Origin of the sequence: Streptomyces sp. GbtcB6 (assembly GCF_019091475.1) — a bacterium.
Taxonomy (GTDB): Bacteria; Actinomycetota; Actinomycetes; order Streptomycetales; family Streptomycetaceae; genus Streptomyces; species Streptomyces hyaluromycini.
In genome coordinates this window covers 415435-437872 of record NZ_JAGXJL010000005.1, presented here as the reverse complement: position 1 = coordinate 437872, position 22438 = coordinate 415435, and the positions used below count along the sequence as shown (strand labels likewise).

Sequence of the window (22438 nt, the reverse complement as noted above, 5' to 3'; positions counted from 1 at the left end):
CATCACCCCTTTTCCTTGGCCGTCACCAGGTCGACGAGGAACGGCCCGTGGTGGGCGAGGGCCTGGGCCACCGCGTCCTCGGCCTGGCCGGGCTTCTCCACCCGTACGGCGGCCACCCCGAGGGAGCGGGCGAGGCCGACGAAGTCGATGGGCGGGTGGGAGAGGTCGAACATGCCGGGCTGTTCGTGGGCCGGTATGCCCGTCTCCCGCCAGTACTCCTCGATGTTGTCCTCCAGCAGCCGGTAGCTGCCGTTGTTGCAGATCACGAACTTGGTGGGCAGGCCGTAGCGGGCGGCCGTCCACAGGGCCTGGAAGGTGTACATGCTGCCGCCGTCGCCCGTGAACCCGACCACCGTGCGGTCGGGATGGGCGAGCTGGGCGCCGAGCGCACCCGGGAGGCCGACGCCGAGGGAGCCGCCCCGGGTCTGCATCCACCGGCCGGGCTCGGTGGCCGGCAGGTGGCGGAAGAGCGTCGGGGACGCGGTCAGCGCCTCGTCGAACAGCAGGGCGTCGGCGGGGAGTCGGCGCGCGAGTTCGCTCGCGAAGGCGGCGGTGGGCACCGCGTGCGCCTCGCCGTCGGCCAGGTCCCGTTCGCGGGCGCCGGCCAGGGCGTCGGCCCGCTCGGCGGCCCGCGCCCGCAGCCGCTGCGCCGCGTCCGTCCGCCGCTCGTCGCCCATCTCCGCGTGCAGCGCGTCGGCGAGCAGCCCGAGGGTGGCCTTCGGGTCGGCCACGATGCCGAGGTCGACCGGGAAGTTCTTGGCGATGGCGTCGGTGTCCAGGTCCACGTGGACCACCGGGGTGCCCTCGGCGAAGACGTCGTACAGGGCCGGGAACACCTCGGGCAGTGCGTAGGTGCCGACGATCAGGACGCCGTCGGCGGCGCCGGTGATCCGCCGGCTCTGCTCGCCGAACATGTGCCCCAACTGGCCCGCATAGGCGGGGTGTTGCACGGAGAGGTTGACCTCGGCCCAGTCGGCGCCGTACACGTCGGCGCCCCACACCTCGGCGAGCCGTGCCAGTTCGGCCTGTGCGCCCGCGAAGTGCACGCCGTCGCCGGCCACGATCAGCGGGCGGCGGGCCCCGGCGAGCAGGGCGGCGGCCCGGGCGAGGGTGTCCGGGGCGGGCAGGCTGCGGGTGTCCGGGTAGGAGACCGGGACGACCGGTTCCCGGGTGCCGGCGTCCATCACGTCGGCCGGCAGCACCACCAGGACCGGCCCGTACGGCGGGGTACCGGCCACCTTGAAGGCGCGGCGCAGCACGCGCAGCGTGGAGTCGGGGTCGAGCACCCGGGTCGCCCACTTGGTGACGGGTTCCGCCATGCCGACCAGGTCGGCCGCCATCTGGGCGTCCAGTCCCGCGTACCGCAGCCCGGCCTCGCCGACCAGGGTGACGATCGGGGCGTGGCCGCGCATGGCCTGGTAGAGCATGCCGATGCCGTTGCCGAGGCCGACCCCGGAGTGCAGTTGCAGGACCGCCGGGGTGCGGGTGGCGCGGGCGTGGCCGTCCGCCATGCCGACGGCCGTGGCCTCCTGCAGGGCCAGGATGTACTGGATCGAGGGGAAGGAGCGCAGTTCGTCGAGGAACCCCTGCTCGACCGTGCCGGGGTTGCCGAACATGTACCGGACGCCTTCGGCCTCCAGTTGCTCCAGGAGCGCGACGCGCGCGGGCCTGCTGTCCATGCTGGTCACCTCTCGCGGGACGGGATGTCAGGAGGTCCTGAACCCCCACTGGCGCAGGCCCTGTTCGAGGACCTCGACGGTCTTCTGGCCGGTCAGGTAGGAGTCCGGGGTCGAACGGCCCGTGATGAACGGGTAGTCGACGATGACCGAGGTCTCCTTGCCGAAGTTGCCGTGGTAGGCGCCGCCGGGCGCGGTGGCGTCGCGCAGGATGTACTCCAGCGGGTACGGCGGCGGGCCCATCACGAAGTCGGTGCCGAGGAAGCCGGTGCCGTCCTTGTAGTCGTACTCGATGCAGTGCCCGGTGACGTGCTTGCCGCGGATGATGGACTCGCGGGTCTCCTGCTCGCGGGCGAAGGCCAGGCAGGCGACGCCGTAGCACTCGGCGGCGATCGGCCGGTCCAGGGCGCGGAAGGCGAGGATCAGGTCGTGCACCCGCCAGTTGTTGGCGAGGTCGACGATGGGTCCGCTGCCGCCGACGATCAGCAGCGCGTCGTAGCGGTCGGCGATCTGCCGGCGGATCTGCTCCAGGCGGCTGTGGTAGGCCTCCCAGTCGCGCAGGAAGTACGGCCGGGAGCGGTAGGGCCGGTCGGGCAGCCAGGACGCGAGGTCGAGGGGGTTGTCGAGCCGGTCCGACTCCTCGACCGCCCGTACCTTCGCCGCCATCTCGGGCGTGGTGACGGACCGGCCGAGCGGCGGGTCGACGTACTCGGGGTCCATGCTCGGCGGCAGCGCGTTGGGCCGCTTGCCGGTGGGGGTGGCGAAGGTGAGGTGGTAGCCGGCCTGGTCGAAGGTCTCCAGGGGTCCGATCAACTCCTCGCCCCAGTAGCCGTGTTCGGACAGGACGACGAGGATGCGCCTGCTCATGGGATTCCTCCCGGATCGGCGGGACGGTGCCAAGTGGCGGATTCCTGTCTACGGCGGGGCACTTCGTCCGGACCATCGCCGCCGCCCGTGCTCACGGCACATGCCCAAGTGGCCGAATGCACTACGGCATGTTGTGGCCAACGCCTGCGGAAGCGTCGCTACCGGGCGGTACGGCCGCCCCGGCAGGCGAGTTGCCCGAGCCTGAGCTGCGACTTCGCACAGTGCGGCCGGAGTTGCGGCGCACGGCGCGCGGTGCGCCCTGGCTGTGGGGTCATCGGACGCGTATCGCTCCCGGTTCCCGGGGGCGGGACCCCGATGAGCGGAGACATCCATGTCCACCGAACAGACCGGCTCCGACCGGGAGATCGAGGAGTTCGTGCAGCGCTGGTTCGGCCTGCTCAACGTGCACGCCCCGGTCGCGGAGCTGCTGCCCTTCGTCGCCGACGAGGGCCTGGAGATGGCCTTCCCGGAGCGGACCCTGCACAGCCACGCGGACTTCCTCGACTGGTACGCGGCCGTCGGTGAGGCCTACAGCGAGCAGGACCACACCCTGGAGAAGCTCGTCCACCAGGAGACCGGAGCCCGGATCGGCATCGACCTGACCGTCGTGTGGACGGCGAAGTCCACGGCCGACGGCACCGTGTCCGCGTTCCGGATCAACCAGCAGTGGCAGCTCGAACGCCCCGCGCCCGGCGCCGCCCCGGTGATCGTCGACTACCAGGTCGGCGAACCGGCCGCCCTCTGACCCCGTCACCGTTTGGAGGCTGTCATGCCGTCGAATCCGAATCCCCCGGTACCACAGGGCGCCGACTACGTGGTGGTCGGCGCGGGTTCCGCCGGCTGTGCCGTCGCCGCCCGGCTCAGCGCGGACCCGTCCGTGACCGTGATCCTGCTGGAGGCCGGCGGCCCGGACGAACGTCCCGAGATCCACCACGCCGACGCCGCCTCGGTCCTCTCCCTGCTCACCGCCGACTGGCGCGGCGAGATCGACTGGGGCTACGTCACCGAGCCCGAGGCCGGCATGGACGGCCGCCGGATACCGGTGGCCCGCGGCAAGGTCCTCGGCGGGTGCAGCTCCGTCAACGCCCTGATGTGGGTGCGCGGCAGCCGCCACGACTACGACCGCTGGGTCGCCGAGGGCGCGAGCGGCTGGTCCTACGACGAGGTCCTGCCGTACTTCCGGCGCGCCGAGAGCTACTCCGGCGGCGGCTCGGAGCTGCGCGGGGCCGACGGCCCGGTCCGGGTACGGCAGTTGGACCGCCCGTCCCCGCTGGCGTCCGCCTTCGTGGCGGCGGCCGGCGAACTCGGCCACGACGGGGCGAGCGACGGCGACTACAACGGCGCCCGGCAGGACGGGTTCGGCTTCCTGTACCAGACCAACCGCGACGACGCGGGAGGGCGGTGCAGCGCGGCCGACGCCTATCTGCGCCCGGCGCTCGCCCGGCCCAACCTGACCGTGCTGACCGGCGCCCGGACCACCCGGCTGCTGCTCGACGGGGACCGGGTCACCGGCGTCGAGTACGTCCAGGGCGGCACCCCGGCACAGCTCCGCGCCGACCGCGAAGTCATCGTGTCCGCAGGCGCGTTCGAGTCGCCGAAGCTCCTCATGCTGTCCGGGATCGGCCCGGCCGACCACCTCAGGGCACACGGCATCCACTGCGTGCGCGACCTGCCGGGCGTGGGCGCCGGACTCCAGGACCACCTCTTCACACCCGTCTGCTACCAGTCCCTCCAGGAGCACCCGCCCGGCGCCCTGCTCTCCGAGGCCGGACTGTTCACCCACACCCCGGCCGCCGACCCGGACGGCCCGCCCGACCTCCAGTTCACCTTCGGCCCGGTCAAGTTCCTGCCCGCCGGTGCGCCCGCCGACCAGTGGGAGGGCCCCGGCCTCACCTTCGCCCCGATCGCCGTGCTCCCGCACAGCCGGGGCCGGGTCCGGCTGCGCGACGCCGACCCCGAGTCCAACGCGGTGATCAGCGCCGGCTACCTCACCTCGGCAGCCGACCTGGACGTCCTGGTGTACGGGGTCGAGCTGGCCCGCGAACTCGCCGCCACCCGGGCCTTCGACGCCTTCCGCGGCGACGAACTGGGCCCCGGCAAGGACGTCACGACCCCCGCCGAGCTGCGCGCCTACGTCGCCGCCAACGCCACCACCCTGTGGCACCCGGCCGGCACCTGCCGGATGGGCACAGGACCGGACGCCGTCACCGACTCCGAGCTGCGCGTCCACGGCATCGAGGGCCTCAGGGTCGCCGACGCCTCCGTGATGCCGTCCATCGTGGCCGGCAACACCCACGCACCCAGCGTCATGATCGGCGAGCGCGCGGCGGCGTTCGCCCTCGGCACCTCCGAGCCGCTTCCGTCCGCCGCCCGAACGAACGAGGGGATGCAGCATGTCCACCCGTGACCAGCAGGAGATCCAGAAGCTCTACTCGCGCTTCCTCGACGCGCTGAACGCCGGCGACCTGCAAGGGGTCCGCGCCGTCCTCAGCCCGGACTTCACCGACCACCACCCCGGCTTCGACATCACCGGCATCGACACCTACCTGGACGCGGTGCGCGGCGCCCACGAGACGCTCGACCTCAAGGGGGAGCTGGAGGAGGGGGTGCCGCTCGGCGAGGACCGGCTCGTCACCCGGGTGAAGCTCACCGGCACCCACCTCGGCGACGTGCTCGGCTTCCCGGCCACCGGCCGCAAGGTCGAGTGGTCCACCACCGAGATCTGGCGGGCCGAGAACGGCCTGTTCGCCGAGCGCTGGGCCCAGGACGACCTGCTCGGCCTGCGCGCCCAGCTGTCCTCGGACGACCTGAACTACACCGTCGTACGGCAGGTCAGCGACGCGGTCAACGAGCGCCGCTACGACGACCTCGACGAGATGTTCGGGCCGACGTTCCGGGACAACAACCCGGCCTGGAGCGTCGAGAGCCTCGACGAGCTCAAGGGGATCATCAAGGCCGCGCACGACGCGCTGGACTTCACCGTGCACCTCGACGCCCTGTACCCGGCCGCCCCGGACAAGGTGATCATGCACATCACCTTCCACGGCCGGCACATCGCGCCGTTCTTCGGCAAGGAGCCGACCGGCAAGGAGGTCTCCTGGACCAGCCTGGAGGTCTACCGCCTGGAGGACGGCAAGGTCGTCGAGCGCTGGGTGCAGGCCGACACCACGGGCCTGATGCGCCAGCTCGGCGTGGACCTCCCCTGACCCCCATCACAGGCACGCAGGAAGGACGGGCGCATGAGCACCCGAGAAGTGGTCGACACGTACTACCGGCTGGCCAACGAGGGCGACTGGGACGCCTGGTGCGACCTGTTCGCGATCGACCAGACCATGGACGAGCAGCTGGCCGGGCACGTCGAGGGACGCGAGACGCTCCGCGAGATGATGAAGGGCTTCCCGCAGATGTACGCCTCCTTCGCCAACGTCCCCCGGCACGTCGTCGTGGACGGCGAGCAGGCCGCGGTGGTCTCCGACATCACCGCCCGCACCCCGGACGGCATCGCGGTCGAGGCCGCGGTGTGCAACTACTTCCGGGTCCGGGGCGGGCTGATCACCTACATGACGAACGTCCACGACACCGTGCCGTTCGCCCCGGTCACCGGGAAGTGACGGCCATGACGACCGCCGCCCCGCAGGGCCTGCGCTGGTCGCACGTGGGCCTCAACTGCCGTGACCAGAAGGCCACCGAGGACTTCTACACCCGGCTCTTCGGCTTCCGCCGGGCCCGGGTGGTGGAGGCCGACGGCGTCCGCGTGGTGTTCCTGCGCAACGGCCTCGTGTACCTGGAGCTGTTCGCGACCGACGCGGACCCGCTCTTCCCGGCCGCGAAGGGCGGCCCGGCCAGCCCTGGCACCGCCCGCCACCTGGCCTTCCAGGTCGACGACGTGGACGCGTTCCTCGCCGCGGCCCAGGGCGAGTTCGAGCCGACGCTCGGACCGCTGACGTTCGACGAGTTCATCCCCGGCTGGAAGACGGTGTGGGTCTCCGACCCGGACGGCATCGTGGTGGAGGTCAGCCAGGGATACACCGACCAGTCCACCGAAGAACTGGCAACGTACGCCTGACAGGAGAGTTCCCCACGATGAAGGCCGTCTCCGACCAGACCATTCTCATCACCGGCGCGACCGACGGTCTCGGCCGCGCGGTCGCCCGTGAACTCGCCGCGCAGGGCGCGTCGCTGATCCTGCACGGCCGCAGTGCGGCCAAGGGCGCGGACCTGCTGGCCGAGCTGCGCGCGGCCGGCGCCACCGGCCGGCTGAGCTACGAGCTGGCCGACTTCTCCTCGCTGGAGGACATCGGCAAGCTCGCCGAGCGGATCCTCACCACGTACGACCGGCTGGACGTGCTGGTGAACAACGCGGGCATCGGGGTCGAGCTGGCCCGCCAGGAGAGCCAGGACGGGCTGGAGCTCACCTTCCAGGTCGACTACCTGGCGGCCTACATCCTCAGCTGCCGGCTCGCCCCGCTGCTGGTGGCCTCGGCACCGGCCCGCATCATCAACGTCAGCTCCGCGGGCCAGGCGCCGATCGACTTCCGGGACGTGATGCTGGAGCGCAACTGGGACGGCGTGCAGGCCTACTGCCAGGCGAAGCTCGCCCAGATCTCGCTCACCTTCGACCTGGCCGAACGGCTGCGCGGCACCGGGGTCACGGCCAACGCGCTGCACCCGGCGTCGTACATGCCGACCAAGATGGTGGTGAACCTGTTCACCCCGCAGAGCACGGTCGCGGACGGCATGCGCAACACGCTGCGGCTGATCACCGACCCGGCCCTCGGCGACGTCTCGGGCGTCTACTTCAACCGCTCGACACGGGCCCGGGCGGGCGCCCAGGCGTACGACGAGACGGCCCGCGCCCAGCTGCGCAGGCTCAGCGAGTCCCTGACCGGGGTGGCGTTCCCGGCCAGCTTCGGCTGATCCCAGCGCCTCCCCCTGAACGGGACGAGCCCCCGCCTCACCGCAGCGAGGCGGGGGCTCGTCCATGCCCCTCTTCGTCGCGCCTATGGGGCGGTGACGGACAGCCGGTGGTGGAAGACGTTCCGCGGGTCCCAGGCCGCCTTCACGGCCTGCAGCCGGGCGAGGTTGTCCTTGAAGTAGAGGCTCTGCCAGGACACCCCCGAGGTGTTCCAGGCCGGGTCGGCGAGGTCGGTGTCCGGGTAGTTGATGTACGAGCCGTCGTTGGTGTCGTCGGGCGCGGGCACCCCGCCGGTGGCCGCGTACAGGTCGCGGTAGAGGGCGCGCATCCACGCCACGTGCCGGTCGTCGTCCGCGGCGGCGGGCCAGTACGTCGTGAAGTTGGCCTTCAGGACCGAGTCCCGCTGGGCCAGCGCGGTGGCCGAGGCTGCGACGGTGTTGACCTTGCCGCCGTAGGAGTAGAGCAGGATGCCGGCGTGACCGTCGTAGCCGGCGTCGGAGAGGTAGCCGTAGAGGGTCGAGGCCTGCGCGGCGGACCAGCCCCTGCGCAGATAGGCGCCCTTGGACTTGGTCCGGTTGTACAGGCCGGTGTCGTAGGGGTCCTTGAGCGTCGTCTTCAGCCACGGCCAGGAGGAGCGGACCTCGGTGTACGGCGCTCCGATGCCGCCGGCCACCGCCGTCACGTACGCGTCCAGCAGCGCGGCGGCGTCCGGAAGGGTGCCGTCGATCTGGGAGTTGAGCACCACCGCGCCCTGCACCCGGTTGTAGAGGATGAGGACGCTGTGCAGGCTGTCGTAGGCGGAGCCGGCCACGCTGTTGCGGGCGTGCCAGGCGCCGTGGTCCGCGACGAGGGCGGTGAAGGCGGCTTCCGTCAGGTCGCTCCACTTGATGCTGACCGTGGACTTCAGGAGCGTCTTCGGAGGCCTGGGCAGCAGGCTGGCGGGGTCGGTGCCGGTGGCGTCCGGGGAGCGGAACCAGTACCGGGTGACGATGCCGTAGGTACCGCCGCCCCCGCCGGTGTGCGCCCACCACAGCTCGCGGTGCGGGTCGTCCGGCTCCCGGGTGGCGACCACCGCGCGGGCGGTACCGGAGGCGTCGACGGTCACCACCTCGACGGCGTACAGGTGGTCCACGACGGCGCCGTGCTGCCGGCACATGGCGCCGTATCCGCCGCCGCTGACGTGCCCGCCGACCCCGACCGTCGGGCAGGTGCCGCCCGGCAGCGCCACCCCCCACTCCAGGTACAGGGTCCGGTAGACGTGCCCGAGGGTGGCGCCGCCCTCGACGAGGAAGGCCCGGCGGGCGGGGTCGTAGCGCACGGCGTCCATCTCGGACATGTCGACGAGTATCCGTACGTCCGGGTCGTCGACGAGCCCGTCCAGGCAGTGCCCGCCGCCGCGCACCCCGATGCGTCTGCCGTCGCGCACGGCCTCCTGGACGACGGCCACCACCTGGTCGGTGCTGTGCACGAGCCGCACGGAGTCGGGGGCGGCGGCGAATCTCGCGTTGTAGCCGCGCGAGGTGAGGTCGAGATAGCGGGCGTCGGAGGCGTCGACGGTGACCGCGGCGGGGGTGCCGGCCGCTTCCTCCGCGGCGCGGGCGGGGGCCGGGAGGAGGGCCGCGCCGGCCCCGGCGGCGGCCGCCGTGCCGAGGAGTCCGCGCCGGGTGAGCCCGGCGGCCGGCCGCCGGTCTGGCTGCTGCTGTCGTGTCACAGGTGTCTCCTGGTCGTCGGAAAACGGCTGCCGCCCGGGAGGCGCGGAGCCTCCCGGGCGGCAGGGGGGGGGAGCCGGCGGACGGGGCGGTCAGACGACCTCGTGTCCGCTGACGGTGGTCTCGGGGATCTCGTCGCGGACGTCCCAGTGCTCGACGATCAGTCCCTCGTCGATCCGGAAGACCTCCACGACGACCATGCCGCGGTCGTCGGGGTCGCCGCGGAAGCGGGTGTGCAGGAAGACCAGGTCTCCCGAGCCTGCCGCGCGCCGGATCTCGAACCGGGCCCGCGGGTACTGCTTGTGGAAGCCGTCGACGAACTCGACCAGCGGGGCCCGCCCGTCGGGCAGGTTCGGGTTGTGCTGGATGAGGTCCTCGGCCAGGTACTTGTCGGCCAGCTCGGTCCGCCCCTGGTTCCAGACGGTCTCGATGTACTCGCGAACGAAGTTCACCTGGTGGCTGCTCATGGGTTCTCCTTCACTTAATGGAACTGGCTTTGGTGCAGCGCCCCTGAAAGGGGCGCGGGGAACTGCGCGACCAGCCACAACGGCGCCGCAGCCGACCGACGAGGGATCGCGGCTTTTCAGCTGTGCGCTCAGCCGGTGTGCACGGCGGTCACGGGACGGTCCGCACCGGCCGCCGCGGCAACCTGCCGAACGGAGGACAGGTGGGCCAGCCCCGCAAGGGCGAGGACACCCAGCGCCGCCCACGGAATCGGCCCGGCCCCCAGGTCCGGCAGGAGGCTGCTGCCGATGAAGCTGCCGAGGCTCATCCCGAGATAGAGCGCGGCGGCGTTCAGGGCGAGGATCAGCCCCGGCTGCAGCGGCACCAGCTCCACCAGCCGGGCCTGCTGCGGCGCCTGGTACATCTGGCTGAAGAACGCCCAGAACGCGAAGAAGACGACCCCGGGCGCGGAGTGCGGGGCGACCAGCAGCAGCGCGAACCCCAGCGCGAGGCCGAGCACGGCGACGCTCACCGTGCGCCCGCCGCCGAGCCGCTCGGCGATCCGCGGCGCGAACGCGTTGCCCGCCACCCCGATGACGCCGAAGGCGAGCAGCGTCAGCGAGATCAGCCCGGAGGACGCGCCGAAGCGGTCCTTCAGATAGGCGCCCGCGATGCCGTAGACGGTGAACTGGGCGGCCATGAACAGCAGGGTCGTGGTGACCGTCGCGGCCGTGGCCGGCGTGCGCATCGCCTCGCGGTAGGCGCCGACGGTCGGAGGTTCGCCGGCCGGGATCTCGGGGACGAACACCAGCACCGCCACGAAGGCGAGCGCCGACAGCGCGGCCACGCCGAGCAGGGCCGGCCGCCAGCCCAGCGTGCCGCCGAGGAACGAGGCCAGTGGCACGCCGAGCACCGCGGCGGCCGTCATGCCGCCGAACACCGTGGCCAGGGCCCGCTGCCGGCGCCCGGGCGGCACGATCAGCGCACCGGCCGCCGAGGCGCCGGGACCGAAGACGGCGGCGCCCATCGCACCGAGCACCCGGGTGACCGTGAGGAAGCCGTAGTTGGGCGCGACGGCGCCGAGGGCCGCGCCGACGGTGAGCAGGCCGATACCCACGAGCAGCACCCGCTTGCGGTTCCACCGGCGCAGCAGGATGGGGGCGGTGGGCGCGCAGACCGCGAAGGTCAGCGCGAAGACGGTGACCAGGATGCCCACCGTGGCCGGCTGGACGTGCAGGTCGTCGCCGATCGGGCCGTTCAGGCCGACGACCGCCAGCGAGATCGTCCCCAGGCTGAAGTAGCCCAGTGACAGGGAGAGCAGGGCTGGTAAGGCGCTGCGGGACGGCATCAAGCCACCTCCTCTTCCTCTTCGTCATCGGTGCCGGAAAGGCGGGAGCCGGAAAGTTCCATATGGCGAACCTAGGAACGCTCCGCGTCCCGCCGCGGCCGCCCCCGAAGGGCGTCGGGCACTGCCCCAGGTCCGTCGGCCTACTACGTCAGGTCGTCGTCAGGTCGTCCCGAACGCCCGGTTGCGCAGCACCAGCGGCACCTGCCGCCCGGAGCTGATCAGCCAGTGCTCGACCGCGTTGACCAGCAGGAGCAGCACGGTGGTGACGGCGAGCGTCGCCACGCCCGGCAGCCGCCACGCCGGCAGCGCGAGGGCGAGCAGGGCGAGGCCGCAGTAGAACCGGGTGGCGGACGCGGCGCCGAACATGCGGCGCCGGGTGTAGCAGAACGCCAGCATGAAGAGGGCGGCGCCGGACGGCAGCAGGGCGGCGCTCAGCGCGTCCGGGGTGTGCAGGGGGAAGCGCACGGTGCGGGTGGCGCCGACGGAGACCAGCAACAGGCCGACGACCAGCACCAGATGGCCGTAGCTGAGCACGTCGCGGACGACGACGGACGGGGTCGGATGGGTGCGCAGGGCGTGTGCGACGGCCGAGGCCACCAGGTGGAAGTAGAGCCACCACAGGGCGCAGCCGACCAGGAAGGCGAGGACGAGGGCGATCAGTTCGACCGGGGCGAACGGGCCGGTGGCGGCCCCGGCGCCCACGGCGAAGACGTTCTCCCCGAGGGCGATCATGACGAACAGGCCGAAGCGCTCGGGCAGATGGTTGACGCCGAACGCCAGCTGGCGCAGATGGCCGCTGAGTACGACGGGCGCGGCGATCTCGGCGACGACGGCGAAGGACCAGCAGACCTCGCGCCACGGCGTCGGCACGGTGGCGCAGGCGAACAGGACCAGGGCGAAGGCGAGTCCGGCCCGGTAGGGGTGGATGGTGTAGAGGGCGCACTCCTTGCGGATCGCCTCCCCGATCAGCAGGCGCAGGGCGAGATAGCTTCCGGAGTACAGCAGGGCCGCCTCCCGGTCGACCAGGGCGAGCGGGGCGGCCACCGCCATGCCGTAGACGGCGAGGGCGGTCAGCAGCAGGAACACCCGTTGCAGGTTGGTCTCGAGCACGGCGTTCATCGCCATGACCACGTCCACCCAGGCCCACCAGAGCGGGACCAGCACGAGCAGGCAATCCCCCAGTACCGGCCAGCTCGGGTGCACGGCCACCGGGTGGGCGACCTGGCCCACGCCGAACGCGAGGACCAGGTCGAAGAAGAGTTCCGCCCAGGTGGTGCGGTCGCGCGCCGGAACGGCAGGAACGGTCGTCGTCGCTGCGGTTGCGTCGGTCATTTCTGTATGGGGGCACGACCCCCGTCCGCCGCCGCCACGGAGTGGAAAGCCGGTACGTACTGCGGGAAGTCACGGCGCCGGATGTCCCAACTCGGCCGCCGTGCCCGGCACCCGGCGCGCTCCGCCGTCGCCCTTCGGACCGAATCGGGTTGCCCCTCTCCCGATCTGATGCTCCGTCAGCTAAACCTGACGGTATGACAGACGACGCGACGCACGCAGCCGACACCCGCAGCGACCTGTACGCCGAACTGGCCGCCGTCGGCCCCTACGGAGCCGACCTCGGGCACGCGCTCATCACCATGGTCGAGCCGCACCCCGGCCACGAGCGCGCGTACAACCGCTGGTACGAGGACGACCACTTCATCGCGGGCGCGATGGCCATGCCGTGGATGTACGCGGGACGCCGCTGGGTGGCCACCCGGGACCTCCAGCTCCTGCGCTACCCCGAGAAGTCTGCCGTCGCGCAGCCGGTGACGGCAGGGTGCTACATATCCGTCTACTGGATCACCGCCGGCCGCTACGCCGACCACATGCGGTGGACCGTCGGCATCAACAAGCGCCTCAACCGCGACCACCGGGTCTTCCAGGACCGTACGCACGTCTTCACCGCCTTCCAGGACCACGCCGGGACCGTCTACCGCGACGGCGACCAGGGTCCCCGGGACATCCACGCCCTCGACCACCCCTACGCCGGGCTCGTCGTCCAGGTCGTCGACGCCAGGTCCCCCGGTCAGCGCGCGGAACTGCTCGCATGGCTGCGCGACGACCACCTTCCGAAACGGCTGGCCGGCTCTCCGGCGGCCATGGTGACCGTCTTCGCGCCGACACCGCTGTCCCTGGACCGAATGACCTACGTCAAGCAGGTCGAGGGGGTCGGGACCCGGCTGACCCTGCTGTGGTTCCTCCAGCAGGATCCGCGCGAGTCCTGGCGGGACCACTTCGCGGACCTGGACACGGCAGTGGCCGCTTCCGGCCTCGGTGACGTGCAGTTCGTCGCACCGTTCATCCCCACGGTCCCGGGCACGGACCGTTACGCGGACGAGCTGCGGTGAGCCCCCGGCCCCGGCCCCGGGACGACCACGCCCCGTCTCAGATCCCGGGGTCGAGTTCTTGTTCGGCCCACACGGTTTTGCCGCCGCTCGTCAGGCACCTGGCTCCGTGGCGCCGGCAGAGCTGCGCGACGATGTAGAGGCCGCGGCCGCCTTCGTCGCTGGTGCACGCATGGCGCAGCCGGGGGAGGGTGTCGCTGGTGTCGGAGACCTCGCAGGTCAGGACCTGGTGCCGGATCAGACGGAGGCGGATCGGTCCGGTGGCGTGACGGACGGCGTTGGTGACCAGTTCGCTGATGATCAGCTGGGTGGACGCCTCCAGACGTTCCAATCCCCACTGGGCCAGTCGTCGGGTGACCAAGGTGCGGGCATGGCGGACGACGGCCGGGTCGCTGGGCAGTTCCCAGCACATGGTCTGTCTCGGGTTCAGCGCATGGGTCTGCGCGACAAGCAGGGTGACATCGTCGCCCGGTGACTGAGTCGGCATCTGCGCGATCACCGAGGAGCAGAGGTCTTCCAGGGACCGGCCAGGGCATGCCAGGGCGCCGCCCAGGTGCTTCATGCCGGCGCCGATGTCGTGGTCGCGGTTCTCGATCAGGCCGTCGGTGTACAGGGCGAGCCTGCTGTCCTCGGGCAGTTCCAGCTCGACGGCTTCGAAAGGGACCCCCAGCCCGACGCCGAGCGGCGTTCCGGAGGGCAGGTCGGGGAAGGCGACCTTGCCGTGGGGGTCGATGACCGCGGGCGGGGGGTGCCCGGCCCGTGCCATGGTGCACTTCCGGGTGACGGGGTCGTAGACGGCATACAGGCAGGTCGCACCGGTAATGCGGGTCGGGTCCTGGGAGTCGGCGTCTTCCTCGGCCAGCCGCCGGACCGTGTCGTCGAGGTGGGTCAGCAGCTCGTCGGGGGGCAGGTCGAGATCCGCGAGCGTGTGTACCACGGTGCGGAGCCGGCCCATGGTCGCCGCGGCGTTGATGCCGTGTCCCACCACATCGCCCACGACGAGCGCTGTCCGGGCGCCGGACAGGGGGATGACGTCGAACCAGTCGCCCCCGACGCCGTTGTCCGCATCGGCCGGCAGATAGCGTGAGGCCGTCTCGATGGCCGTGCCCTCCCTCAAACGCTGCGGGAGCAGGTTGCGTTGCAGGGTGAGGGCCGCGCTGCGTTCCCGTGCGTACCGGCGGGCGTTGTCCAGGGCCAGCGCCGTCCGGCTGACGAGTTCCTCGGCGAGGAGCAGGTCGTCCTCCTGGAACGGCGCGGGTTCCTCCGTGCGGATGAACACCGCCGTACCCAGGAAGGCGTGCCGCGTACGGATCGGGACGACCAGCAGGGAGTGCATGCCGTTCTCGCGCATGGTCCGTGCCCGGTCGGGGTCGCGGTCGAACCAGGTGCCCGGAGAGCGGTCCAGGACCGGTTCCAGATGGGAACGGCCGGAAGAGAGGACCTTCGTGAGGGGCGAGTCGGGTGGCACGGCGACCAGCTCACCGCGGGCCCACGGGGACTCGGGGACCCCGCGGTGGATCGAGGCGATGCCCGCGCGCCGGAGAATGCGGCGCTGGTCGTCCGACGGGCCGATGCGGGCGAAGGGTGCTTCGCCGAACTGGATCGACTCCGCCAGGTCGACGTTGACGTAGTCGGCCAGCAGGGGTACGGCGAGGTCCGCCAGCTCCTGACCGATCTGCATCACGTCCAGACTGTTCCCTATGCGCGTGCTGGCCTCGCTGAGGATGGCCAGACGCTCGCGCGCCCGCTGGCTGCCGGTGACGTCCACACTCGTGCAGCACACCCCCATGGCCCGGCCGTCGGCGCCTTGCAGGCAGAAGTACGAGGCCGCGATCGCATGCTCACGGCGCGGATCCGCCGGCGGCCACGCCCGGTACTCGTGGACCGTGGTGATGCCGCTGTCCAGGACCTGTCGCATCACCCCCTCCAGCCTTTCGGCTTCGATGCCGGGCAGCGTCTCCGGGAGACGGCGTCCCAGCCGCTGATCGCGAAGAATGCCGTCCTGCCGCTCCATCGCGTCGTTGGTCCAGGCGCAGCGCAGGTCCCGGTCGTGAACCACGACGCCGATCGGTGTACGGGTGAGAAGTGAGTCCCGTACCCATCCGGTGGTCGTCACCGGGGAGAGCGAGGCGATGTCGGTGCCGGAGATGAGCCAGTGGATTTCCCGGTCCTGCCCCCACAGCAGCGAGAACCGCAGGCTCGCCTTGAGGGTGTGGCCGTCGCGGTGCCGGACGGTCGCGGTGCCGGACCAGCCGCCCCGGGCAAGGCACTCCTCGGTCGACGCCCACTCCAGGAGTGTGCGGCAGGTAACGGGCAGGATCGTGGAGACGGCCCGGCCGACCACTTCCGTAGCCGGGTAACCGACGAGCCGCTGCGCCGTACTCGTCCATCCCACCACCGTCCCCTCGGCGTCGGTCATCGCGATGGCGGCGTCGGGCGTCTCCTGGGGCTCCAGTCGCTCGCAGAGGCTGCCTTGGAACATCTCGGTCACCGGATTTCTCCCATCACGTGGATTTCCAGGAATCGGGCCGGAGACGGCGGGGCGACCGTTTTCGCACCGGCCGGCGGTCGGGGCGCCGCCGCTCCTCGCCGTCCGGGAGGATCGGGGCCGTGCCGTCCGGATCGGGACAGTAAGAACGAGGGTAAGAGCGGGAAACGGGAGAGGTGCCGGACGTAAATCACCATCTTCTGGTTGCGGCTTGTGACATAGAAACAAATCGATCACCGCCGTAGCCTTTGGGACATGGGCATGGAGCGTCCGGAACCTGCACGGGAACTGTCCGTGAGTGCGGCAAACATAGAGTCACACCTCATGGAAATCTCTCACGACGTATGGGAACACTTGCTCATCGAAATCCCGCAGGTCAGAGGGGATGACGCCGTCGAGAGGATCCTACTGGCGAGCGTCAAGGAAAATGTTGCCACTTTGCTGCACATCTTTGAGAACGACATCCCTCTGGAAAATCTTGAGGGGCTTTCCGCAGCCAATGAGCATGCCAGGAGACTGGCTCAGCGGGATATCTCTGTCAGCGCATTGATCCGGGCCTACAGGATCGGGCACTGGCGTTTCCTGCAATGGTGCCTGGACGAGCTTTCCCGCGAGGGCGCCGACGACGTTGTCTCCGCCGCCGTCAACCGACGCATGCTGAAAGTGAGCTTCGGTTACATCGACAGCATCACCGAGCATGTCATAGAGGTGTACCGCCTGGAGAGAGAACGCTGGCTGCTGAGCCGGCACGCCGTACGTGCCGCGCGTGTGCGGTGCATCCTGGCCGGGGAAGAGACGGACCTCGACTCGGCGGAATCCGCTCTCGGCTACCGCCTGCGACAGCATCACCTCGGGCTGGTGGCCTGGCTGCCGGGGCTGACCGGTGGCGGCGCCGGACTGGTCCGGCTCGACCAGCTCACCCACAGGATCGCAAAGGAACTCGACTGTCCCGCCAGTCCGCTGTTCATACCCCGGGACGAAGGACTGGCCTGGGCCTGGCTGCCCTTCGGTGCACACAGCGAGGTCTCCTGGGAACGGCTGTCCGGTGTGGTGGAGAGCGGCGAACCCTCCGTGCAGGTGTGCGCCGGAAGCGTGCAGCGCGGGATCGAGGGGTTCCGCAGCACGAACAGGGAGGCACTACGCGCACAGGAGCTTGCCACGGCGGCGAGTCCCGGCCATCGGTTCACCGCGTACTCCCAGGTCGCTCCAGTCGCGTTGATGTGCAAGAACCTCCCGGATCTGCGCACCTGGGTGGGGAGAGTCCTCGGGCCGCTGGCCGTCGACGACGAGCAGTGCGCACAGTTGCGAGAGACCCTGCACGACTTCCTTGCGACCGGATGCAACTACACCGCTACGGCAAGCAACGAGATCCTGCACAAGAACACCGTGCACTACCGCATCCGCAAGGCCGAGACGATCATGGGCCACTCGGTCCGGGCAGGACACACCGATCTTGAGGTCGCCCTGCTCGCCGTCAAGTACCTCGGCTCCACGGTCATGCAGCCGTCCGGAGGCGACACGAAGGTGCGCCGGCGCGGTGGGAGTCCTCGGCATCGCCGCTGAGGGCGTCCAGTTCGGCGGTCCCGCAGTCAGGCCGTGCGGGCGTGGGCGCCGTCAGGTGCGTCGGATGACCAGCACGGCCACGTCGTCGAGGTGGTCCACCGCGACCGCGGCGTCGAGGATGCGGTCGGCGGTCTCCTCGGCGTTCAGTCCGTCGTGGAGGGCCGTGCCGGCCAGTGTGCCGGCTCGCTCCAGTCCGGCGTCCAGCGTGAGGCCCGGTCCTTCGACCACGCCGTCGGTGACCATGACCAGCGCGCTGTCCTCGTCCAGGGTGAAGGTCTCCTCGCGGTACTCGGTGTCGGGCACGACTCCCAGGACCGGGCCGCCCGCCAGCTCGCGGATGCTGTGGCTGCCGTCCTTGCGCGCGCACAGCAACGGCACGTGGCCGGCGCTGGTGCCGGTGACCTGTCCGTTGTCCGGGTCGATATGCAGCAGGGTGCAGCTGGCGAACCGTGTCGTGTCCATCGTGACGAGCAGGTCGTTGGTGCGCGTCAGCACGGTTGCGGGATCCGGTTCGTGGGCGGCGATCGTGCGCATGGAGGCGCGTACCTGTCCCATGGCCGCGGCGGCGCCCACGTCGTGCCCTTGGGCGTCGCCGATCTCCAGGGCGATGGCGCCGTCGGGCATCACGAACGCGTCGTACCAGTCTCCGCCGATGTCCAGCCCGTCCCGGCTGGGCCGGTAGCGGGCGGAGACCTCCAGCCCCGGGAGGTGCTCGGGCAGCGTGGGGAGCATGGTCTGCTGCAGTGCCGTGGCCAGCTCGACCCGTGCCTGCTGGAGCCTGATGCGCCTCAGTGCCTGACCTGCCAGGTCGGCCAGCGTGCCCATGAGGGTCCGCTCGTCCAAGGACGGCCGGTATCCGCTGCCGTAGGTCACCAGCCACGCCCCGAGCGGCTGGTTGCCTGACTCGCTGAGGGGGGTGATGGACACGGCGTAGTCGCGGCCGAGTCGGCCGAGCCGCGGGAAATCGACCCCGTGCGGCCAGCGGCGGAGGTAGTCCTGCCGGTCGAGGATGAGCTGCGGCTTGCCGGTGCGGATCGCCTCGGGCAGGGCGCTCGGATGGTCCAGTGGCAGGCCGTGCAGGACGTCGACCTCCCACATGGCTATCCCGGCATCGGTGGAGACGCGCAGGCGGCCTTCGTCGACGAGTGCGAGCAGGGCGCCGGTGGCGCCGAAGGTCGCGGCGAGCCGGGTCAGGGCGACCTGCTGCAGCTCCTGCTCGGTGGCTGCGGTGATCAAGGCGGAGGAGAAGTCGGCGATGTCCTTGGCGCGCTGCCGCTCGGCCGTCAGTGCGGCCTGCGCCTTCTCCTTGCGCTTCGCCTGCTTGGTGTCGTCGCGGAGCATTCCGAAGATCCGCTCGGGGCCGCCGTATCCCAACTGGATCCGACGGGTCTGGGCGGCCAGTTGGTGCCAGCCGTCGTGCTCGGGGAGGTACCGCAACTTCACCCAGGGGGACTGCCGGACGGAGGCCGAGCGCAGGAGCTGCCGCAAGGCCTCCCGGTCGTCAGGGTGCACCGCCGAGATCACTGCGGAAAGCGATGTAGCGGGATCCGGAAAGAGCGCTGCCAGGGTGGGTGCGCCACCGAGCCACTCCATCTGGTGGTCATGGGGTGAGTACATCCACAGGCCGAGGCGGGCGGCCGTGGTGGCCAGCCGGAACGGGATCACCAAGCTGGCCAGGTCGTTTCGCGCATCCAGTGCGTGCACCCAGACCAGCTGCTCATCACCGGCGGGATCCTTGACCGTCCGTGCCTCGATCAAGCAGGCAACGGGTGTTCGGCCCGGCCCGGGGAAGTCCAGCACCCGCATCGCGACCGTCTTCATCTTGGCGGCGTGGGCTACGAGACTCTCGGCCGACATCCGCTGGTTCGCGGGCCACATATGCCCGAAGTCCCGTCCCAGGCACTGCTCCTGCGACCTGCCCAGCGCAGTGGCCATCGCATCGTTGAGGCTGCGGATGACACCGTCCAGCGTCAGAAGACACGCCGGGTCAGCCCCTCGAAGGAGTTCGTCCGAGGCGTCCATCTGTGGCTCCCTGGCAAATACCGAAACAGCCCCTTGCGCCATTTTCCCGCATTTTGCCGCGATACGCCGACAAGGGGCATATCTGACCGCCCGCGCCGAGTGACGACGGCAGGGAACCCGCTGGAAACGGCAGTACAGCGGCCACGGCAATGGCCCACGGCCTCTGGCGCCCCTTGGCGGCTTCGACAGGACCGCCGTGGCCGCCGTTGACCGATCCGTCCTGATCCGGAATGCGCAGGCTGATCGGTGTCCGCCGACGCGGGCCGTTTGCAGGAGAGTTGCAGAGAGAGCGCCTCCGAGTACGGCCCCACGGCGGCGAGTTCGGCGTACGTCTCGCTGCGGGTGTCGTCGCTCATGCGGTTCCCCTTTCCGGTGGTCGCCCATACTCTGACGCTCCGTCAGATAAAGCACCAGGGTTCAGGAGGCTTCCATGTCGCTGCTCGCGGGCAAGACCGTCGTCGTCTCGGGAGTCGGCGCCGGGCTCGGGCACCAGGTCGCGGCGGCCGTCGTAGGGGACGGCGGGAACGCCGTGCTCGGTGCGCGGACCGAGGCGAACCTCGCGAAGAGCGCGGCCGGGATCGATCCGGAGGGCACCCGGACCGCGTACCGGGCCACCGACATCACCGACGAGGGCCAGTGCGAGGCGCTGGCGGAGCTGGCACGGGAGCGGTTCGGCGGGATCGACGCGGTGGTCCATGTCGCCGCCTGGGACTCCTACTTCGGCGGGGTCGAGGACGCCGACTTCGCGACCTGGGCCTCGGTGATCGACGTGAACCTGCTGGGGACGCTGCGGATGACCCGGGCGTGCCTGCCCCAGATGAAGGCCGCGGGGGGCGGCTCGGTCGTCTTCATCGGAACCCAGTCCGCCGTCGCCGCGCCCTCGCAGGTGAAGCAGGCCGCGTACGCCGCCTCCAAGGGCGCGCTGACCAGTGCGATGTACTCGCTGGCCCGGGAGCTGGGGCCGTCCCGGATCCGGGTCAACACGGTGCTGCCGGGCTGGATGTGGGGGCCGCCGGTGCAGGCGTACGTCCAGTTCACCGCGCACACGGAAGGGGTGCCGGAGGACGAGGTGCTGGGCCGGCTGACCGGGCGGATGGCGCTGCCGGAGCTGGCGACGGACGGGGACGTGGCGGACGCGGCGGTGTTCCTGGCGTCGGACCGGGCGCGGGCCATCACGGGGCAGTCGCTGCTGGTCAACGCGGGGGAGCTGATGCGCTAGGGGCCGGTTCCAGGCCGCCCAACTATTCATATCCATGAACCAAGGTCAGGAAGGCGAACGATTTTACTCTCCCTTGACCATACGCCCGCTTGTCGTGCCCGCGTAAGGGAACCCACGATGAGCGGGCACTTCGCGGCCTTCCCCGTCCCCACTCCGCTTATGCGAAGTGCCAGCCAGCTGAGCGGAGTTCAGTAGGCGGACCCTGGAAGGGGGGCGTATGAACGGGCTCGACTGGGCCGTGCTCATCGGCTACTTCGGTGTGATGGTCGCGATCGGCGTCTGGTCGCACAAACGCGTCGACAACGTCAGTGACTTCTTCACCGCGGGCGGCAAGATGCCCTGGTGGCTGTCCGGCATCTCGCACCACATGTCGGGCTACAGCGCGGTGATGTTCACCGGGTACGCGGGCATCGCCTACACCTACGGCGTGACGTCCTTCGTCACCTGGTCCTTCCCGATCGCGCTCGGCATCGCGATCGGCTCGAAACTCTTCGCCCCGCGCATCAACCGCCTGCGCTCCCGCCTGCACGTGGCGTCCCCCCTCGAATACCTGAAGAACCGCTACAACCTCACCACCCAGCAGGCGCTGGCCTGGTCCGGCATGCTGCTGAAGATCGTGGACGTGGCCGCGAAGTGGGCGGCGATCGCCACCCTGCTGTCGGTGTTCACCGGGGTCTCCCTCAACCAGGGCATCTTCATCACCGGCGCGATCACGGCGGTCTACTGCACGATCGGCGGCCTGTGGGCGGACGCGCTCACCGAACTCGGCCAGTTCGTCATCCAGCTCCTGGCCGGCGTCTCGATGTTCGTGGCCGTCGTCCTGAAGCTGAACGACAAGGGCATCGGCTTCTTCGACGCCTGGGACCAGCCGGCCCTGCACGGCCACGGCAAGCCGCTCGTCGGCCCCTACGGCACGGTCTTCCTCCTCGCCTTCCTCTTCATCAAGCTCTTCGAGTACAACGGCGGCATGCTCAACCAGGCCCAGCGCTACATGGCGACGGGCAGCCCGAAGGAGGCCGAGCGCAGCGCCCGCCTGTCCGCCGCCCTCTGGCTGGTCTGGCCGGTCGTCCTCTTCTTCCCCATGTGGATGTCCCCGCTCCTGGTCCACGCACAGAAGCCGGACGGCTCCGACTCCTACGGCCTGATGACCGAACAGCTCCTCCCGCACGGCCTGCTGGGCCTGGTCGTCGTCGGCTTCTTCTCCCACACCATGGCGATGTGCTCCTCCGACGCCAACGCGATCGCGGCCGTCTTCACCCGTGACGTGGCCCCGGTCCTCTCGCAGCGGGCGCGGGCCTGGAACGAACGCTCGGGCCTGATCGCGGCCCGCGTCACCACGGTCGTCTTCCTCGGCCTGTCCATGGCGGTGGCCACCCAGGTCAACTCCCCCACCTTCAAGGACATCATCACCGTGGTCATCAAGTGGGTGGCAGGCCTGATGGGCCCGATCGCGATCCCGATGATGCTGGGCCTGCTGCGCCCCTTCCGCCGCTCCGGCCCGACCGCCGCGCTCACCAGCTGGGCGGCCGGCCTGCTGGCCTTCTGGCTGGTCAACTACCCGATCAACTGGAACGTGGACGGCGGCGTCCCGCTCCAGTACCAGGTGTCCGTCCCGCTGGCCGTCTCCCTCGTCCTCTACATCCTCATCGGCTTCCTGAAGCCGGAGGACACCCCGGAACGCCTGGCGGTCATCGAGACCGTGAACACGGACGGGGACAGCGCGGCCGCGGCGGTCCCGGTTCCCGCACAGGCGGGCAGCGGCGACGCCCTGGGGGCACCGGTCAAGGACTGACCGACGGCAACCGG

General features: G+C 70.7%; 18 protein-coding genes. 10 read left to right on the top strand and 8 right to left on the bottom strand.

What is annotated here, in order from left to right; genetic code table 11:
• Positions 1–2: 2 nt before the first annotated feature.
• Both KVT45_RS12385 and KVT45_RS12380 read right to left on the bottom strand, forming a co-directional pair.
• Entirely contained in the window at positions 3–1679 is a 1677-nt protein-coding gene (locus tag KVT45_RS12385) for a thiamine pyrophosphate-binding protein (protein ID WP_217546812.1), read from the bottom strand.
• A gap of 27 nt (positions 1680–1706) precedes the next feature.
• Positions 1707–2543, bottom strand: coding sequence for a type 1 glutamine amidotransferase domain-containing protein (locus KVT45_RS12380; protein WP_217546810.1), 837 nt, complete (start codon positions 2541–2543; stop codon positions 1707–1709).
• A gap of 331 nt (positions 2544–2874) precedes the next feature.
• Between KVT45_RS12380 and KVT45_RS12375 the strand changes: the two genes are divergently transcribed.
• The 6 genes from KVT45_RS12375 to KVT45_RS12350 are packed head-to-tail and all read left to right on the top strand — an operon-like array spanning position 2875 to position 7460.
• The gene (locus KVT45_RS12375) at positions 2875–3288 is read left to right on the top strand and encodes a hypothetical protein (RefSeq protein ID WP_217546809.1); all 414 of its coding nucleotides are present in this window, start codon (positions 2875–2877) and stop codon (positions 3286–3288) included.
• Positions 3289–3312: 24 nt separating this feature from the next.
• Positions 3313–4950 carry a GMC family oxidoreductase gene (locus KVT45_RS12370; RefSeq protein WP_217546807.1) on the top strand — a complete coding sequence of 546 codons (1638 nt, stop codon included), beginning with the start codon at positions 3313–3315 and terminating at the stop codon, positions 4948–4950.
• Complete coding sequence (locus tag KVT45_RS12365; protein WP_217546805.1) at positions 4937–5749, top strand: ester cyclase; 813 nt, start codon at positions 4937–4939, stop codon at positions 5747–5749. The genes KVT45_RS12370 and KVT45_RS12365 overlap by 14 nt, the downstream gene beginning before the upstream one ends.
• A gap of 33 nt (positions 5750–5782) precedes the next feature.
• Positions 5783–6154: a nuclear transport factor 2 family protein gene (locus tag KVT45_RS12360; RefSeq protein ID WP_217546804.1), complete on the top strand. Its 372-nt coding sequence runs from the start codon at positions 5783–5785 to the stop codon at positions 6152–6154.
• Positions 6155–6159: 5 nt separating this feature from the next.
• Entirely contained in the window at positions 6160–6609 is a 450-nt protein-coding gene (locus KVT45_RS12355; RefSeq protein WP_217546802.1) for a VOC family protein, read from the top strand.
• A gap of 17 nt (positions 6610–6626) precedes the next feature.
• Positions 6627–7460 carry an SDR family NAD(P)-dependent oxidoreductase gene (locus KVT45_RS12350; protein WP_217546801.1) on the top strand — a complete coding sequence of 278 codons (834 nt, stop codon included), beginning with the start codon at positions 6627–6629 and terminating at the stop codon, positions 7458–7460.
• Positions 7461–7543: 83 nt separating this feature from the next.
• Here KVT45_RS12350 and KVT45_RS12345 read toward each other — a convergent pair whose 3' ends face one another.
• The 4 genes from KVT45_RS12345 to KVT45_RS12330 form a co-directional block, all read right to left on the bottom strand.
• Entirely contained in the window at positions 7544–9169 is a 1626-nt protein-coding gene (locus KVT45_RS12345; protein WP_217546799.1) for an FAD-dependent oxidoreductase, read from the bottom strand.
• A 90-nt stretch (positions 9170–9259) separates the two neighbouring features.
• Positions 9260–9634: a nuclear transport factor 2 family protein gene (locus KVT45_RS12340; protein ID WP_089102071.1), complete on the bottom strand. Its 375-nt coding sequence runs from the start codon at positions 9632–9634 to the stop codon at positions 9260–9262.
• A gap of 128 nt (positions 9635–9762) precedes the next feature.
• Entirely contained in the window at positions 9763–10959 is a 1197-nt protein-coding gene (locus KVT45_RS12335) for an MFS transporter (RefSeq protein ID WP_217546797.1), read from the bottom strand.
• Positions 10960–11118: 159 nt separating this feature from the next.
• Positions 11119–12291: a low temperature requirement protein A gene (locus KVT45_RS12330; protein WP_217546795.1), complete on the bottom strand. Its 1173-nt coding sequence runs from the start codon at positions 12289–12291 to the stop codon at positions 11119–11121.
• A 194-nt stretch (positions 12292–12485) separates the two neighbouring features.
• Here KVT45_RS12330 and KVT45_RS12325 point away from each other — a divergent pair, with 194 nt between their 5' ends.
• The gene (locus KVT45_RS12325) at positions 12486–13343 is read left to right on the top strand and encodes a hypothetical protein (protein WP_217546794.1); all 858 of its coding nucleotides are present in this window, start codon (positions 12486–12488) and stop codon (positions 13341–13343) included.
• Positions 13344–13380: 37 nt separating this feature from the next.
• Here the strand turns inward: KVT45_RS12325 and KVT45_RS12320 are convergent, their stop codons facing one another.
• Positions 13381–15822 (bottom strand): SpoIIE family protein phosphatase, encoded by a 2442-nt coding sequence (locus KVT45_RS12320; protein ID WP_217546871.1) that lies wholly within the window; start codon positions 15820–15822, stop codon positions 13381–13383.
• Between the two features lie 330 nt (positions 15823–16152).
• Between KVT45_RS12320 and KVT45_RS12315 the strand changes: the two genes are divergently transcribed.
• Positions 16153–17391 (top strand): CdaR family transcriptional regulator, encoded by a 1239-nt coding sequence (locus KVT45_RS12315; RefSeq protein WP_217546792.1) that lies wholly within the window; start codon positions 16153–16155, stop codon positions 17389–17391.
• Positions 17392–17442: 51 nt separating this feature from the next.
• Here KVT45_RS12315 and KVT45_RS12310 read toward each other — a convergent pair whose 3' ends face one another.
• Positions 17443–19413, bottom strand: coding sequence for a SpoIIE family protein phosphatase (locus KVT45_RS12310; RefSeq protein WP_217546790.1), 1971 nt, complete (start codon positions 19411–19413; stop codon positions 17443–17445).
• A gap of 430 nt (positions 19414–19843) precedes the next feature.
• Here KVT45_RS12310 and KVT45_RS12305 point away from each other — a divergent pair, with 430 nt between their 5' ends.
• Both KVT45_RS12305 and KVT45_RS12300 read left to right on the top strand, forming a co-directional pair.
• Positions 19844–20632 (top strand): SDR family oxidoreductase, encoded by a 789-nt coding sequence (locus KVT45_RS12305; protein WP_217546789.1) that lies wholly within the window; start codon positions 19844–19846, stop codon positions 20630–20632.
• 217 nt (positions 20633–20849) lie between these two features.
• Complete coding sequence (locus KVT45_RS12300) at positions 20850–22424, top strand: sodium:solute symporter family protein (protein ID WP_217546787.1); 1575 nt, start codon at positions 20850–20852, stop codon at positions 22422–22424.
• Positions 22425–22438 lie beyond the last annotated feature (14 nt).

Coding starts and splice junctions, on each gene's coding strand:
- KVT45_RS12365 (WP_217546805.1), top strand. CDS start 4,937: ATGTCCACCCGTGACCAGCAGGAGATCCAGAAGCTCTACTCGCGCTTC.
- KVT45_RS12340 (WP_089102071.1), bottom strand. CDS start 9,634: ATGAGCAGCCACCAGGTGAACTTCGTTCGCGAGTACATCGAGACCGTC.
- KVT45_RS12300 (WP_217546787.1), top strand. CDS start 20,850: ATGAACGGGCTCGACTGGGCCGTGCTCATCGGCTACTTCGGTGTGATG.
- KVT45_RS12305 (WP_217546789.1), top strand. CDS start 19,844: ATGTCGCTGCTCGCGGGCAAGACCGTCGTCGTCTCGGGAGTCGGCGCC.
- KVT45_RS12350 (WP_217546801.1), top strand. CDS start 6,627: ATGAAGGCCGTCTCCGACCAGACCATTCTCATCACCGGCGCGACCGAC.
- KVT45_RS12315 (WP_217546792.1), top strand. CDS start 16,153: ATGGAAATCTCTCACGACGTATGGGAACACTTGCTCATCGAAATCCCG.
- KVT45_RS12380 (WP_217546810.1), bottom strand. CDS start 2,543: ATGAGCAGGCGCATCCTCGTCGTCCTGTCCGAACACGGCTACTGGGGC.
- KVT45_RS12335 (WP_217546797.1), bottom strand. CDS start 10,959: ATGCCGTCCCGCAGCGCCTTACCAGCCCTGCTCTCCCTGTCACTGGGC.
- KVT45_RS12310 (WP_217546790.1), bottom strand. CDS start 19,413: ATGGACGCCTCGGACGAACTCCTTCGAGGGGCTGACCCGGCGTGTCTT.
- KVT45_RS12370 (WP_217546807.1), top strand. CDS start 3,313: ATGCCGTCGAATCCGAATCCCCCGGTACCACAGGGCGCCGACTACGTG.
- KVT45_RS12330 (WP_217546795.1), bottom strand. CDS start 12,291: ATGACCGACGCAACCGCAGCGACGACGACCGTTCCTGCCGTTCCGGCG.
- KVT45_RS12355 (WP_217546802.1), top strand. CDS start 6,160: ATGACGACCGCCGCCCCGCAGGGCCTGCGCTGGTCGCACGTGGGCCTC.
- KVT45_RS12320 (WP_217546871.1), bottom strand. CDS start 15,822: ATGTTCCAAGGCAGCCTCTGCGAGCGACTGGAGCCCCAGGAGACGCCC.
- KVT45_RS12375 (WP_217546809.1), top strand. CDS start 2,875: ATGTCCACCGAACAGACCGGCTCCGACCGGGAGATCGAGGAGTTCGTG.
- KVT45_RS12385 (WP_217546812.1), bottom strand. CDS start 1,679: ATGGACAGCAGGCCCGCGCGCGTCGCGCTCCTGGAGCAACTGGAGGCC.
- KVT45_RS12360 (WP_217546804.1), top strand. CDS start 5,783: ATGAGCACCCGAGAAGTGGTCGACACGTACTACCGGCTGGCCAACGAG.
- KVT45_RS12325 (WP_217546794.1), top strand. CDS start 12,486: ATGACAGACGACGCGACGCACGCAGCCGACACCCGCAGCGACCTGTAC.